Source organism: Glaciecola sp. 33A (assembly GCF_002836745.1).
GTDB lineage: Bacteria > Pseudomonadota > Gammaproteobacteria > Enterobacterales > Alteromonadaceae > Glaciecola.
This window is the reverse complement of sequence record NZ_PJAR01000044.1, coordinates 51753-67187: the sequence shown is the minus strand read 5'-3', so window position 1 is coordinate 67187 and position 15435 is coordinate 51753. Positions and strand designations below refer to the sequence as shown.

The 15435-nt window shown below is 41.1% G+C and carries 11 protein-coding genes; all 11 read right to left on the bottom strand.

The window, feature by feature from the left end:
- Positions 1–136: 136 nt before the first annotated feature.
- The 11 genes from CXF81_RS16335 to CXF81_RS16285 all read right to left on the bottom strand — a co-directional run bounded on the left by CXF81_RS16335 (position 137) and on the right by CXF81_RS16285 (position 15424).
- Positions 137–1528 carry a sigma-54 dependent transcriptional regulator gene (locus tag CXF81_RS16335; protein ID WP_101182407.1) on the bottom strand — a complete coding sequence of 464 codons (1392 nt, stop codon included), beginning with the start codon at positions 1526–1528 and terminating at the stop codon, positions 137–139.
- Positions 1525–2757, bottom strand: a complete 1233-nt coding sequence (locus tag CXF81_RS16330) for a PAS domain-containing sensor histidine kinase (protein ID WP_101182406.1) — start codon at positions 2755–2757, stop codon at positions 1525–1527. Before CXF81_RS16330 ends, CXF81_RS16335 begins: the two co-directional genes overlap by 4 nt.
- Positions 2758–2905: 148 nt before the next feature.
- Positions 2906–4339, bottom strand: a complete 1434-nt coding sequence (locus tag CXF81_RS16325) for a sigma-54 dependent transcriptional regulator (RefSeq protein ID WP_101182405.1) — start codon at positions 4337–4339, stop codon at positions 2906–2908.
- 472 nt (positions 4340–4811) lie between these two features.
- Complete coding sequence (locus CXF81_RS16320; protein WP_157825578.1) at positions 4812–5279, bottom strand: GNAT family N-acetyltransferase; 468 nt, start codon at positions 5277–5279, stop codon at positions 4812–4814.
- A gap of 134 nt (positions 5280–5413) precedes the next feature.
- Positions 5414–6559 (bottom strand): UDP-2,4-diacetamido-2,4,6-trideoxy-beta-L-altropyranose hydrolase, encoded by a 1146-nt coding sequence (gene pseG / locus CXF81_RS16315; RefSeq protein ID WP_101182403.1) that lies wholly within the window; start codon positions 6557–6559, stop codon positions 5414–5416.
- Between the two features lie 9 nt (positions 6560–6568).
- Positions 6569–7651 (bottom strand): pseudaminic acid synthase, encoded by a 1083-nt coding sequence (gene pseI, locus CXF81_RS16310; RefSeq protein ID WP_101182402.1) that lies wholly within the window; start codon positions 7649–7651, stop codon positions 6569–6571.
- 61 nt (positions 7652–7712) lie between these two features.
- Positions 7713–8735 (bottom strand): glycosyltransferase family 9 protein, encoded by a 1023-nt coding sequence (locus tag CXF81_RS16305; protein WP_101182401.1) that lies wholly within the window; start codon positions 8733–8735, stop codon positions 7713–7715.
- A 5-nt stretch (positions 8736–8740) separates the two neighbouring features.
- Positions 8741–9448, bottom strand: a complete 708-nt coding sequence (gene pseF / locus CXF81_RS16300) for a pseudaminic acid cytidylyltransferase (protein WP_101182400.1) — start codon at positions 9446–9448, stop codon at positions 8741–8743.
- Positions 9445–10632, bottom strand: a complete 1188-nt coding sequence (gene pseC, locus CXF81_RS16295; RefSeq protein ID WP_101182399.1) for a UDP-4-amino-4,6-dideoxy-N-acetyl-beta-L-altrosamine transaminase — start codon at positions 10630–10632, stop codon at positions 9445–9447. Before pseC ends, pseF begins: the two co-directional genes overlap by 4 nt.
- On the bottom strand, positions 10629–11627 hold the full coding sequence (gene pseB, locus CXF81_RS16290) for a UDP-N-acetylglucosamine 4,6-dehydratase (inverting) (RefSeq protein ID WP_101182398.1): 999 nt from the start codon (positions 11625–11627) through the stop codon (positions 10629–10631). Before pseB ends, pseC begins: the two co-directional genes overlap by 4 nt.
- 2 nt (positions 11628–11629) lie before the next feature.
- Positions 11630–15424 (bottom strand): 6-hydroxymethylpterin diphosphokinase MptE-like protein, encoded by a 3795-nt coding sequence (locus CXF81_RS16285; RefSeq protein WP_101182397.1) that lies wholly within the window; start codon positions 15422–15424, stop codon positions 11630–11632.
- Positions 15425–15435 lie beyond the last annotated feature (11 nt).

Below are 15435 nucleotides of genomic sequence, written 5' to 3'. Positions count from 1 at the left end.
ATAAATTCAATATGTTATGTATTTATTTGAGGGGGTTACTTTTTAGGTGACAAAAAAATGCCGCTAGAAGTCAGCGGCAAATAGGGATTGACATCCTGTCGGTACTGCTTATGAATAAGCATATTGGAGAAACAGTTTAGCTGGGCACTTCAATACCAGACTCACGCATGCGAGCCAGCTTGTAACGCAATGTTCTAGGGCTTATCCCAAGCTTCTCAGCAACGTCTTTACGCTTACCATTGAAGGCCTGCAACGCGTCCAAAATAATCTGATGTTCTTGGAATCGAAGTTCTGATCCTAATAAATTGTTATCGACATTATTATCAAAATCTGAAGTATCTTTTGAAATATCTGGAGATGGTAGGGTAAACATAGTCGATGTGGTTCTTTCAACATTATGCGCCGCTTCAATCATTAAATCTTCATTACCGATTTCGCCATTATCACTCAAAATCAAAGCCCGCTGGATTACATTCTCCAGCTCCCTGACGTTACCCGGCCAAGTGTGTTGCATTAGTTTATGCTGCGCTGATATGGTTATATCAGGTGCAGGGATCCCCTGTGCAGCGGCATGTCGCTGGATCATATGTTTAGCCAGTGGGATTATATCGCCAATGCGATGTGCAAGTGGCTGCCATGTAATGGGAAACACATTGAGTCTATAATATAAATCTTCTCTAAATTTACCGTCGTCAACGGCTGACTTTAAGTCACGGTTACTTGTCGCAATCACTCTGACATTTAGCGAAATAGTTTTACGCCCACCCAGTCTTTCAACTTCCCTTTCTTGTAATACGCGCAAAATCTTAGCTTGTAACGCCAAATCCATTTCAGTTATTTCATCTAGCAATAACGTGCCGCCTTGGGCTTGTTCAAATTTACCCGGGCAAGCTTGAACTGCGCCGGTAAACGCACCTTTCTCATAACCAAATAAGGTCGCTTCCAACATATTTTCAGGAATTGCCGCACAGTTAATAGCAACAAATACCGATTGGCTGCGTGAACTCTGATCATGAATGTAACGTGACAAGACTTCTTTACCAGAGCCGCTAGGGCCTAATACCATCACTGTCGCTTCTGATTTAGCTACTTTTCTGGCCAATTCAAGCATACGAATACTTGAGGGGTCTGCGACAATGGGAGTTCTCGACTCTACTTTTTGTGATGGTGCATAGCGTCCAACTAAATTTAGCAATACCTCTGGTGCAAACGGTTTTGATAAATAATCAGTTGCTCCGTCACGCATGGCTTGAATAGCATCATCGATATTGGCAAATGCCGTCATTAACAATACTGGGAGTTTGGGATATTTGGCTTTCACACTCTTGAGTAAAGAGAGTCCACTCATTGCGCCCATTTGAATATCGCTAACGACCAAATCAAATTGATTATTATCGGCAAGTTTGATCATCGCATTTTCAGCACAATCGACCGGAGTAACTTGATAACCACCCAATAGTAGCGTGTCGACAAGGGCTTCTCTCAGCCCGTCATCGTCTTCGACTATTAGAATTTTGGTTTTACTCATATTGCTACTCCTTGATGTAAGTCAGTTGAGTATGTTTGAAAATGGATTTTAGGATCGATGCATGGCAGTAGTAATGTAAAACAAGCCCCCTTACCTTCCGGGTTGTTGATTGCGCTAACAAAACCCTGATGTGATTTTGCAACCGACTTAACAACCGCTAATCCTAATCCTGTGCCTTGCGTTTTTGTGGTGAAAAAGGGTTCAAAGATGCTGTCTGTTTGAGCGAGCGATAAACCACAACCCTGATCCTTAATTTGTATACTAATAAACGATGCACCGTTTTTTTCGACTATGTCGGTTATCACTTCAATCACATCACCTTCTTGCGATACTTCAATCGCATTGTGAAGCAAATTGCTAATCGCACCGGTTAATGCTGTTTGATTTCCCATTAACTGGTGGTGTGACGGTTTATTATCGATTTCTAAATGAATTGACTTCGTCGCTAATAACGCATCAACGACTTCGGTGCTGTTTACCAAAACTTGCGTTACGGTTAGCGGCGCTACAATTTGTTGCTCACCACTTTTCGCAAACAACAGCATGTCATTTACTTGGCTTTCTAAATCTTTTAGGCGATTTTGTAAATTTGTCGTAAAACGGTCTGCCATCTCATTTTTCAAATTCAATGAACGCAAGTTAGCTGCATATAGCATGGCTGAGGATAAAGGCGTTCTAACTTGATGAGCTAAAGATGCGACCATTTTGCCTAAAGATGACAAACGCTGTAAATGGCTTATCCGGCTCTGCAGTTCGCGAGTTTCGGTGAGGTCAGTAAGTACAATAAGTTGACCTTTTTCTTCAACTAATGGCGTAATGGAGATTTTCACTTTACGCCCATCACGCAATGAGACTTCATGTCCATCATCCGCTTGGGGGTTAAATGATCGTAAAATAATTTCACGCCAAAGTTCTTTTTCAAGCGGCGCTCCGAGTAATTCAACGGCCTGTTGATTAGCTTGCTTTATGTGACCTCTTTGGTCGAGCACAACCACGCCTGCTGGCATTACCTCTAATAAATGATTAAGTCGTTTGGCTTTGTTTTTGAGTTCCTCAACCGTATCATCACTTTCCACTATTTGCGGTTCTGCGATAGCTTGCGCGCATACTGTAGTCACCAATACCGGTTTTTCTAAATTATCAGGCTGACAAACTGCACGTTGAGGTGCACCAAATGAAAATTGATTTTGTGGATCAATAACGAAAAAATTGTTAGTTAACTGCGACATAATCCTCTGACTACCTTAACTACGGGGTGTACTGAGATAATGCACGAGGCATGCCAATATTTATACCTTTGATTTTTAACGTTTTTATGTGATTCTTAACACCTTAATCACTGTCAATAAAATGACTAAGGCGGTAAATTTTGAGGACTTATTGACGGCTTATTTCGTATTTACGCATTTTTTCAACCAAGGTTGTTCTGCGCATGCCTAACTGATCGGCCGCTCTTGCAACGACCCATTCTTGCTGCTCCAACGCTTGTGAAATCAAGTTAATTTCTAAGTCGGATAAATATTCTTTTAAGTTTACACCAACAGAGGGTAATGCTGTGCTTAATACACCGACTTGGCTTGCTTCTGATGTTTCGTCACCTTGGTTTATGAAAAGTTCAGTTAATACTTCTCGCTCTTGTTGTTCTTCAGATAGCGAACTCACGGCAATAGGTGCACTACCATATTGATACTTTATCGGTAGTTCTTTAATTCCGACTAATTTCTTAGGATACAATATTGCCAAGCGCTCAACTAAATTTGATAACTCTCTAACATTGCCCGGCCATGGATGTGACATTAACGATCGCATTGCGTCATCGTTAAATTTAACCATATTTTCGTTATTGTTTTCTAAACGGTGCGCCAATTCTTGCAGCAACAACGGAATGTCTGCTGCTCGTTCGCGCAATGCGGGGCTCTCAATAGGGAAAACGTTTAGGCGATAGTATAAGTCTTCTCTGAAACTACTTTCGACTATCATATCTTCCAAGTTACGGTGCGTTGCTGCGACGATACGGACATCGCAGTTAATTGTTTTTGTACCACCGACTCTTTCAAAGATGCGTTCCTGAATTACACGAAGCAGTTTTACTTGCATTTGCAGTGGCATGTCACCAATTTCATCTAAAAATAAAGTGCCGCCTTCCGCTAATTCGAAACGTCCTTTGCGCGAACCAATAGCACCCGTAAATGCACCTTTTTCATGACCAAATAGTTCACTCTCTAATAGCTCACCTGGGATCGCACCGCAGTTTATAGGGATAAACGGGCCTTTTTGACGCTTTGACATATAGTGAATATTACGGGCGATCACCTCTTTACCCGTGCCTGATTCGCCTAATATAAGCACGTTGGCATCGGAGGGAGCTACTTGCTCTATCAGAGCGCGAACCTCTTTAATTCCGCCGCTGTTGCCAACCAAGCTTCTAAATAAACGGGTTTTACCGGAAGTCACGTCCAAAGAGGGAGTATTTAAACGCCGAAAGTCATAACACTTTTTAAGTAATTCAAGCATTGTGGGCTGAATAATAGGTTCAAATAATGACCCCATCATATTCTGATAGTTTTTGTCGCCGCCTAATTGAAACCCAATATTGATAAATGGAATTAAAGGGAATTTTTCAATTACGTCTTCCGCCAACTCTGGAAGTTCACCGTCGATAAGAACAGCCACTACGTCGTTTTTTACCTCAATCGTCTTAATGCATTGACTAAAATCACTAAGGCTACAAGCCTCACCCATAAAAGTCAGTATTACATTCAGATTATTTTTACGAACTTCATTATCGCTGATAATCAGAATTTCCTTCATTGCTACCTCAGTGCGGAGTTATTTCTTGATAGGTATAAAAATGGTATTAAGCGTGTCTAATTTATACTATTTTTATACATGGTATCTGATAAATAAAGTAAAGCCATAAAAAAAAGCGACCCAGCCTTTTTTTATAAGCCTAACTAACGCCATCACATGTCGCAGAACTCACATCAGCGCGCTATCTGTTTACCCCAACAACGCCTGCACTTGGCTTTGTTGTTGATTGGCCTGAGCTTGCACTGAAAGTTCTCTAACACGATTGGCATCACTACCCCTGTTAATGCTCATTCAGCGTATTTGGCATATTTTTACAACTCGCTACCAGTCGCGGATAAACAGTAGACAAATAGCTATAAATAAACGAGCCGGTACGCTTACATTAGCCGCATCGTTGTTTCAATATTGATATTATCTTCACGATGCAGTGACATTTTTGCAATAGTATAAAGATGGTTGATATCTAAAAAACTCATTTTTTAATAATTTGATATACAACACTGTCTATTTGATTAATTTCTTCATCTCTTAAATAACTAAAACCGGCTTTTTCGAATGATTTTATGGATGCTATATTTTGTTTTTTTATTGATGCTAAAATTGGCAAACTGTTGGACTTAAAATATTCAGCAACGCCTTTTTGAATAAACACACTTGCCAAGCCCTTCCCTCTAAATTCTGGGGCCGTTAAAACGCCTATTGTTGCATTATTCGCTTTTATATCAATACGCAGAAAAGAGGCCGGTTTGTTGTCAGATTCAAGAATAGACAGTAAAGAATTTTTATCATTTAACTTATGCGTAAACCATTCGCAATGAGGTTCATAGACAATAACATCAGAATTAAACGATTGTTGTCGAACCAATTGATCATTAGACCACTCAAAAATCAGATCAACATCGGTTAATTTCGCCTGCCTTAGATGTAATTGATTAGCCAAATGATGTGCCTCCTGTCGTCGAATGAATAGTCTATCAAAGTAAAAATTTATTTTCGATTTTAGCCAGCGCCTGGTTCAAGCGAATAAGCGTGATCAGCGCCATAGATGTTAAAATCACGCATGAAGATCGCACGTTAAGCGCGTAAGCTAAGCACATCAGTAAATACATTTAACACATTGTCAGCACCCGAATAAGCTTGGTTTTGTATGCATTCATAAGCTTTATTCTGCTTCACCATCAAGCACTCAGTATTATCATAATTAGTAATTACTTGTTTTGCTAATCCGATATAATCAACTTGCTGGCGCCAGTCGACCATACTGCACCAGCCCTGCTGCGCAGATAACGCAGCCGCAGGCATTTGGTTATCGGCGACCACCACCAGGAAACTTGGCGTATAACAGTGCATTAGTTCGAATTGCGTTCCACCCGCCGCACTGATACTTAAACGACTGTGCAACATAATCTCAGCCATATCTTGAGCATCATGCATATAGTGGATAGGCATACTTATTTTTTGCTTCACATTATCGTGGTTTAGCCAACCCTTTTGAATATTTTCTATCAGCTGCTTTTGGCATTTGTAGGCTGCACCAGTAATCACTTTAACTGGATACTGAAACTTCAACTGACTCAATGCGGCAAGCATTCCCAGGGTATGATTTTGGGCATCACCGCCGCCAAAACAAAGCAGTAGTGAATGCCTGTCTGCTATCGGTATTACCGGCAAGTTAATAAATTCAGGACGTAATAAAAGGAACTGAGGTCCTAAACACAGTCGGCTATTTGGCGCATTCTTTTCATAAGCTAGTTGCTGTGCTGCTGCGGCACCATTAATCACTATATCCGCTAAGTGCTTCTGATTTTCTTGTGCAAACGGGTTAATATCATCAAGGTAGGCAAAGCAAATACCAGCGGTTGCTAACGCCTGTTGATAAGAGTGATCAAATTGATAGCCATCAAGCACGAGGATCTGTTGGTGGTTAGATGATTGTTCTGAAGCAGCCCGAGACATGCACCTTGCAATAAACTCAACATCACACTGATTACGGTCAGTTATGGCATCAGCTGCGACATTTTTATGCCAATGGCTGTCATCAATAACCACAATGTCACCTTGCCATTGATGTCGACTTAATAGAAAGCGTTTACTGATTTGATTGCATATAAACACAACCTCAATTTGAGCCTGTTGCGCCGCTTTTGACAGCGCAAAACAACGCATTAAGTGCCCTAACCCAATATGCTCATTACCTTCTACTCTGAAAAATAGCCGCATTAGGCTTATCTACTGCACTGAATTAATTTTCGCCCAACTCAATGGCGTGCCTTTTGGCATCGAAACGGAGGCAACACTGCCAACAACCGTCGTTAAATGTTTGGGCGCTAAGCCATGTGCCGGTCGCACTATTTTAACATGTTCAGTAGTCAATATTTCCCCCGCTTTTATATCTTTGCAAATATATATTGAACGACGATACTGTTTCGATTTTTCCTCGGCCTGGCTACCGCCATAAGTCACGCTACCAATGGCTTGTGATGCTCTTGCGGTCTCGATAACTAGCTGAGCTAATTCGCTCGGTTCCAGTGAAAAAGCAGCATCTACACCACCGTCATCTCTGCATAAAACAAAATGTTTTTCAATCACACTCGCACCATAAACCACACTGGCAACTGACACACCAATACCCGCAGTGTGATCTGATAAACCAACTTGGCAATTAAATGCAGCGCGCATATTGGGAATAGTCACCAAGTTTGTATTTGCAGGTAACGCTGGGTAAGTGCTCGTGCATTTAAGCAGTATAATATCTTCACAACCTGCAATTTTGGCCGCTGTTAGTGCTTCTTCAATATCGCTAATACTGGCCATACCGGTTGACATAATAAGCGGTTTGCCTTGCGCAGCTGCTTTTGTGATCAACGGGATATCGGTCAGTTCAAATGACGCAATTTTATAGCATGGCACATTTAATTGCGCCAAAAAATCAACCGCGTCTTCATCAAATGGCGAACTAAATGCAAGCATACCAAGACTATTAGCAAGTGCGAATAATTCACTGTGCCACTCATACGGAGTTGATGCTTTGGCGTACAGATTGAAAAGCTTTTCACCCGCCCACAAACTGTCACGTTCCTTAATCACAAAATCCGGAGAATCAACGTCAAGTGTCATACTGTCGGCGGTGTAAGTTTGCAACTTAATCGCATGTGCCCCCGCTTTAGCTGCTTCCACAACCATTGTTTTAGCTAAGGGTAAACTTTGCCCATGATTGCCGCTGAGTTCAGCAATGATAAACGGCTTTTGATTTGGACCGACATCGAAGAAAAGATCATCATTGCCGATTCGAATTGTAGTGTTACTGGACATATATTTGACCTTATGGGCTTTTTAAAATGCATTAATAAAATGTGATTTGTACGAGCCCGCGCTAAAAGCTGGGTTCTTCAACCGCATCGACGCTGCCATCAAAAATACTGAGTACACCCTCAATTAAACTTTGCACTTCTGCCGGTTGACTTGACATATCGGTTGCATAATCTGGCATTAAGGTACGCGGATCAACATTACCGCTGATGATCATCACAGGGCAGCCAACCGCTGTCGCCAGCCATTGTGGAGCTGATGGCACAGAAATAAGTAAATCACTCGATTTCAACATCGCTAAGGTTTGACGCATCGATTGACTACCGTCAAATTTTGACCAAACCTCGAATCCTGCCTCTTTAAGTGCTTTTTCTAATTGCTCTGTCAACTTGTAGCTACGCTCTGCTGTGCGCGCTTGAGTTGCTAATGCTATGACCTTTTTGTTTTTACCCTTTTTAGCGATCTGCTTGTCCTGCGTGATTTGTATTTGCATATCTAAATCGATATCTTGCCATCCGCAGCAGGTTCGTAAATAAAATTCAGGATAACCGCGCTCTGGCAAGTAATCAGATTGCCACCATGTAGTATGCCATCTCATCATACTAAACCAGGTGCTCTGCAGGTACTGAGCAGGGTCATTTACAAAAGTAGCAGACAATGTTTGGTTTTGGAATTGGGTAATTAAATCAGTAATTGACATACCAATATAATTGCCTTCAACAGGCTCCCCTGCATCTTTTAAGAAACGCGATAAAAAGCCAGGCATAAACCAGGTGTCGAGATTAATTATTTTGCTATAAGCCTCACCAACAATGATTTCAGCAAGACCCAAAAATACTTCCATTGCCTTTATTATATCTTCTGGCCATTCACCCTTTTTCAATCCAAAGGTTTTTACTTGCGGCTCAGCTAATGCCATCACTTCAAACCCAGTAGCGTAGGTTAAAAAATGCACTTCAGCGCTCGGGTGTTTGCGTTTAATATATCTTACGCTTGGCACTCCAATACACGTGACATCGCCTAATCCTAGCATGCGGATAACCAATATTTTCTCTTTGCGAGAGTCGGCCTCAGTAGTTACAAGCATGTCGCTTACCTCGAATTATCTTGTTGTCTAGCAATATAAGCTTGATACATCAGTTCGGCTCGATACCAATCCTCTGGGGTATCAATATCTTGTACTAAGTGTCGCGGCAATATAATGGGAATACCGTATTCAGAAAAAATCGCCTTTGAGGAGAGATAGTCTTCGGTTCTACCCCAATAAAACTGTCCGGCGTCATGATAAGCCTCGGGTAGGTCTTGCGAGCGCTTCGCAATATCTTTTTCAAAAGCAGGCAGTGCATAACCGTCTTTCATCAACAACGCTCTTTGAATTGGAAACGCAAAACTGGTGACAGAATAGGCAAAGCTTTTATCCGATTGCTCGACCAGTGCCTGCAATCCTTGTTGCAGATATTCAGCTTGCAAAAAAGGAGCTGTGGCATAAATAGCGCAACAAAACGCCGGTTCACCAATGTGTTGTTTGACCCATTCAATAGCATGATTAGTCACGTCTCGCGTGCCCGTTATATCGTCTGATAAGTTTTCGGGACGCATAAATGGCACTTGCGCGCCATATGCTTTAGCTATATTTGCAATCGCAGTATCATCAGTAGAGACAATAATATGATCAAACAAGCCCGACTTCTTAGCCGCCTCAATTGAGTATGCGATAAGTGGCAGTCCTGCAAATTCTTTACTATTTTTTTTGGGAATGCGCTTACTTCCGCCGCGAGCGGGAATAACAGCGACTTTCATACTAATATCTCAGTCAATGCGTCAACCACGGCTTGTTGCTGCTGCCCCGTCAGGCTCGGATATAACGGCAGTGTAATTGCACGTTCATAGTAGCGTTCAGCACAAGGAAAATCACCATACTTAAAGCCCAATTGCTGATAGAACGGATGCAAATGAATCGGAATATAGTGTACGTTTACGCCAATACCTTTCTCAACTAACTGCTGATAAACGGATTTTCTTGTTTGCGCTCGATTGGCATCACCACCTTGGGTTTTTAGCTCAACAACGAATATATGCCAAGCACTTTGATTATCGATGCTGGTTTGCTGAGGCAATATAAGCGGTAAATGGGCAAGTGCTTGCAAATAAAAATTCGCTTTTTGTTGCCTGGCTACAATGAAGTCATCTAGCTTTTTTAACTGCGATATACCCAGTGCCGCCTGCATATCGCTTAATCTATAATTGTAGCCTAGTGTGAGTTGTTGGTAATACCAATCGCCAGCTAAGGATATTTTTGTGGTCTCAGCATCAAACAAACCTTGCTCGCGAGTAATTCCATGCTTAGCGAACAACACGATTTCTTGTGCTAATTCAGGATTATTAGTTAGCACCGCGCCACCTTCGGCGGTTGTTATCGATTTTACGGGGTGAAAGCTCAACACCGTGATATCAGAGTATTCACAGCTACCCATTTTACGGCCATTGTATGAGCCGCCTAAACCATGTGCTGCATCTTCAATTAACACGATGCCCAGACCACTGAGTAAATTGGCAATTACTTGCATGTCACAACTGAAACCGGCGAAATGGACAACCACGAGTGCTTTAGGTAACTGGCCTGCTTGTTTTGCATACGCTAGCTTTGCGCTTAATTTTACTATATCGATGTTACGAGTGTGCTCATCCATATCCACAAAATCAATTTTTGCAGAACAGTAAAGAGCACAATTTGCAGAAGCCACAAAAGAATTAGGAGTCGTCCAGACAATATCCCCGTGTGTCACTCCCGCAGCTAAACAAGCAACATGTAAACCGGAAGTCGCGCTATTTACCGCTGTACAAAATTGCGCGCTAGTATAGTCGCAAAGTGCTTGTTCAAACTCAGGAACTTTACTGCCCTGAGTCAAAAAGTGGTTTTCCAACACATCAACGACTGCGTCGATGTCGTCACCGCTGATGTCATGTTTACCGTAGGGGATCATAACGTCTGTTTGTCCATCGCTTTTAAGTCATCGATGCTAAGGAAGTGTTGATTTGTGCCAGAATGATACTCAAACTTTTCACTTACCTTGTTACCCATTTCACCCAATTTATTTTTCGAGTAATCAATCGTCTTATCGAAAAATTTAATAGAAGGTGTAATCACAAAATGGTCATCAAACTCTAAGGAATGATGGGCCATTTCTTCAGGTACCATAACTTCGTGTAATTTTTCGCCCGGTCGAATACCAATAAGCTCACATTCTCGCGTACCGCTCATTGCTTCGACTAAATCTAAAATATGAACGGAAGGGATTTTAGGAACAAAAATTTCTCCGCCCTGCATTCTTTTAAAATTGGTGAGGACGAATTCTACGCCTTCATCTAGGGTAATCCAAAAGCGCGTCATTTCTTGATGCGTTACCGGTAGGATTGTTTTTCCCTGTGCAAGCAAATGACGATAAAACGGCACAACTGAGCCCCTTGAGGCAACCACATTGCCGTATCTTACTACCGCAAACCTTGGACCATCTGCACCCGCGATGTTATTCGCCGCTACAAACAGTTTATCTGACGCCAACTTTGTGGCGCCATACAAATTAACGGGGTTGGCGGCTTTGTCAGTAGATAACGCAATAACGCGATGTACCTTAGCTTCAATACACGCTTCAATGACGTTTTGCGCACCATTGATATTTGTTTTAATGCACTCGTTTGGATTGTACTCTGCCGCGGGAACTTGCTTTAGTGCTGCAGCATGAATAACGTAGTCCACACCTCTCATAGCAGTAAGTAAGCGACTCGCATCACGAACATCGCCAATAAAATAACGCATGCAAGGGTCAGAAAACAGTTGCTGCATTTCATATTGCTTGAGTTCATCTCGGCTGTAAATAATCACTTTTTTAGGTTTGTAGCTTGCTAAAATATGCGATACATAACGATGTCCGAAAGACCCAGTGCCACCAGTTATTAATATAGTTTTGTTATCAAACATTATTACTTTGCCTTTGTGTAGACACTAATATTAGATTCTACAACGCTTTGTGTTTGCCAGATTTGGAATAATTCTACTGCGTCAAATTGTCTATTAACCTTAAGACCGCGAGAATTAGCAGAGTCACAAACAGTGGCATTAGCCGTGAGCTGTGGCGCCTTTCTAGGTATTCCAATATACGTCTTATAATCGATGAACGCTGGTGCAGAGATAAGCTCTACAATGTTACGTTCAATATATTTGTGCGCTGCTGATCCACCCTCTAATGAAACTTTCAACGAAGATGTCAATGCATCACTTACCTTGGTGTCTTCACTAAATGACTTTTCAGATACGTCATTTTCATATCTAACACCGGCTAAATTTTCAGTCTTATTCAATTCAGCTGTTTCATTGGTTTTTAATGCATTTTTTAAGCCAACATCTGAAAAATCCAGTTTTTCGATAAAAATTGAGTAGTCTGCGGTATCGTGTAGATGTTTAATTGCTGATTCAAGATGCAGGTTTAGAGGCGAAAAAGGGATCCTGCCTTGCTTATAATCTGCCGCACTGCTTAACTCTAACACTTGTGGTAAAACCTGAAATGAAACCACTAAATGTGTATAGATGGCGACTTGCTCAAACCAGATAGATTGGTATTCTCCCATCAAACAAATGAGTACATTGCCGGCATAATTATGCATCTGCGCGTGCTCATCGCGTTTCTCAAGACATGAGGTTACACTTTTCCAATCCTGTTTATTTTGAACACAAAATATAGCTGAGGGCTCTTTACCCGCAGCCGCTGAGCTTATTGAATATTGCTCGCTGCTTTGCTTAATCGTATGAACCGAATACGTAATAGGATAAATAGTAGCAAGCGTACTTAAACATTCAGTTACCAAGTGGCTTAACTGAGGCTCAAAGGTGTTCACCGATAGTTGACAGGTGTCTTGTTTTCTTAACACAAGACGCTCACGTATAACTGGAAAACTAGAAGAGGTATCAAACAATTTGTTGGTGTTTTGCAATAGCAACTTGACATCACCGAGGCTGTCATTCCAAATTTCAATAGTTTGCTGCGCGACGTCCACGGCAATGTTAAGGTTCTGGTGCATCGCTGCCTTACTTAACACAGAATTGATATAATTCATGGTTCCATAAAAATAATAGAAGAACAAAGAGTTGCCTTTTTTATAAGAATGAAATAAAAACTGCTTTTGTTTTTCAATGATGTTGAATACATCGTCTTGATCACTAATTGTGCTCTGCAACATGATTTGTAGTTGACTAATTTCATCCAAAACTAACTGGCTATCATATTTGCTTTCGAAGTCATCGATCACTTTATCAGCAGGCAATGTACAAAAACACAACTCAAGGTTTTGTAAAACATCTTGCTTTTGGTCAGGTGTACTCATCAATAAAATATTATCAATATTGAGCGCAGAGGCTCCTTCTATTCGAGCGCCGTCACTTGTATTGTAGCAATCAATTTTATGCGCTGCTAACGCCTGTTCTATGATAGTTTTAGCCAGTTTAAATTCATATTTTGTGCTTACCACTGGGCGAAAATTACCCGGTACTAGCAGCCCCGTATTATTCTCGTCTGTATATTTATAAAGCTCTTTGCCCTGCTGAGTATAGTAACCAGATTGCGATGCATGGTGTTTTTGGTTATCCACAAATCCCATATCAACGCCAAAAAGATAAATCTGATTAAAGCCGAGTTTTAAAAATAAATTTATGGCGAAGTTGCTGACCGTGGGAAAGGAAAATTCAAGTGACTCAGCCTTATCTGCACCGATTACATTAAGCATCGAAACCGTCGCAGATTCCCCTTCTTTAAACGCAAATTTTACGTTTTTGTATAAGTTACAGGTATCAGGGTGAATACCATTGCAACTCAATAAGGTGATTTTCTTGAGGAACTCAAGGTCATCAACTCGATATGCCCAATCGTAAGTTGCACGGTTGAGCTCTATTTCGGCATGAAAGTCGGGGGTAATATTATTGCGTTGCAATGCTTGCAATGACGTACCGCAAGACACAATAATAGCGCGCTCTTTCAACTCCCGAATCGTATCAATGCTGTAATCTAACGATGGTCCATTGCCAACAAAAATAATAGGTAATTCGCGTTGTTGGTTGCTAAGATATTGGCTGGGTTTGGCACGTAAAAAAGGAATGTTGTTACGTAACGCTTCTTTGGTGTGTTCAATCGCATAACAAGCGTGATCAAAATACTCGCCCATCGCAACCACTATCTGTAATTGCTCTCGCAACTGCATAATGGATGCATTTAAAGCGGCATTGTAATAACCTTGATAAAAGAAAGTTTGGCTGAGAACATAAGGACCAATATTATAAAACTGACCTAATAAATCGCGAAATAAATGAGTGCCATCATCACCAATATTAATATATAGATTAGCACCCGACTCGTCGACCTTTTCTAGTATCTTAGCCCAATCTATAGCAAACAAAGATGCATAGAAAAAATCTCTGTTGGGCTCACAAATAAACAGTTTCTCAAGTTCTTTATGTTCAAATAAACTTTCTAACTGATAGCCTGCACCCAGTCCAAAAAGGATCAGAGATTTGATCGTATCTGGCAAGAAGCCAGCTTCATCTTCAGCTTTTAGTAACAATTGTTCGGTTTTTTTAACCAATCGATAGTGATAGTAATGCTTTAACTTCTCACCTTTATAGCCAAGAATCAAACCGTCTTTATTGGGGAATTTCTCAAAGCTCTTATAGTGCTTATGGCCATCTTCTGCAGGATGTTTACCATACAAACACGCGCCATTATCACGGTTAAACAAATTGATCTGGTTAATTTGATTTTCAACCACAACCCAAGTTTGTGGTTTATAGTCGGCAAACTCTGCATGAATGTTAGGATAATATTGTAGAAAAGCAGCTAAATTAGTTTGAAACCGTGACTGTTCATTAGATACCACCGATAATGAGTGAACATTCGGGCTGTCCAGCCAAGGCGGCGTGTACTGGGTGAACTTACCTTGCATAGAAAATGGGGCACTAGATGCGGTCATTTCTTGCCAAGATTGGGTTCGAAATGCATGCATAACCGCATCAAAGGTAGGCTCGTAATAATGTTGAAATAGCATTACGTCTCCTACATCGACCTGCGTTGATAATTCAGATAAGTCTTGAATAACATTTTGGCTGCTCTTGCCGATTTGAAAATACAGACTTGTGCCAGTTTGCATCACTTTTTCCAGCACACTTTGCCAGTCTTTAACCATACATGAACTTTTAAAGTATTGTCTTTCAGGCTCATAAATAATCACGTGCTTGGCTGAGCAATGCTCAATCAACCAATCAATATGGTGGCCTAAGCCCAAACCTAACACCACCAATACATCAGCCGTTGTTGCTTTTATCTCAACAAATGTTGCATTAGTTTGGTACGCCTGCAATACCTGCTCTGCATCATCACTTTGCCAAGCTTCCTTTGCATTAGGGGCACCTGGAGAAGAACATGACAACGTCAGATAAGCGCTGTGTTGGGGCATTTGCTGACATTGCTCAGCAATTTCGGCTAGTGGAGACTCACCATAAAGTGTCCTACCAAGTCCAAAATCAACAATATTGTATTCTTCATTCTGATTACAAAATATAGAAACATTACTGCTACTTATTGAATGTAATTCATTGATTAAACTGGGAATATACTTAGAGAAAGCGAGTTTGTTTTGCTTATGCGTTTTTTCTATATGAACGGCAGAACGTACTTCGATTTCTTCCTGCACTTCTTCGTTTGAGTGAATATGAACACGGATATCATTCAACATAATTAGACTTA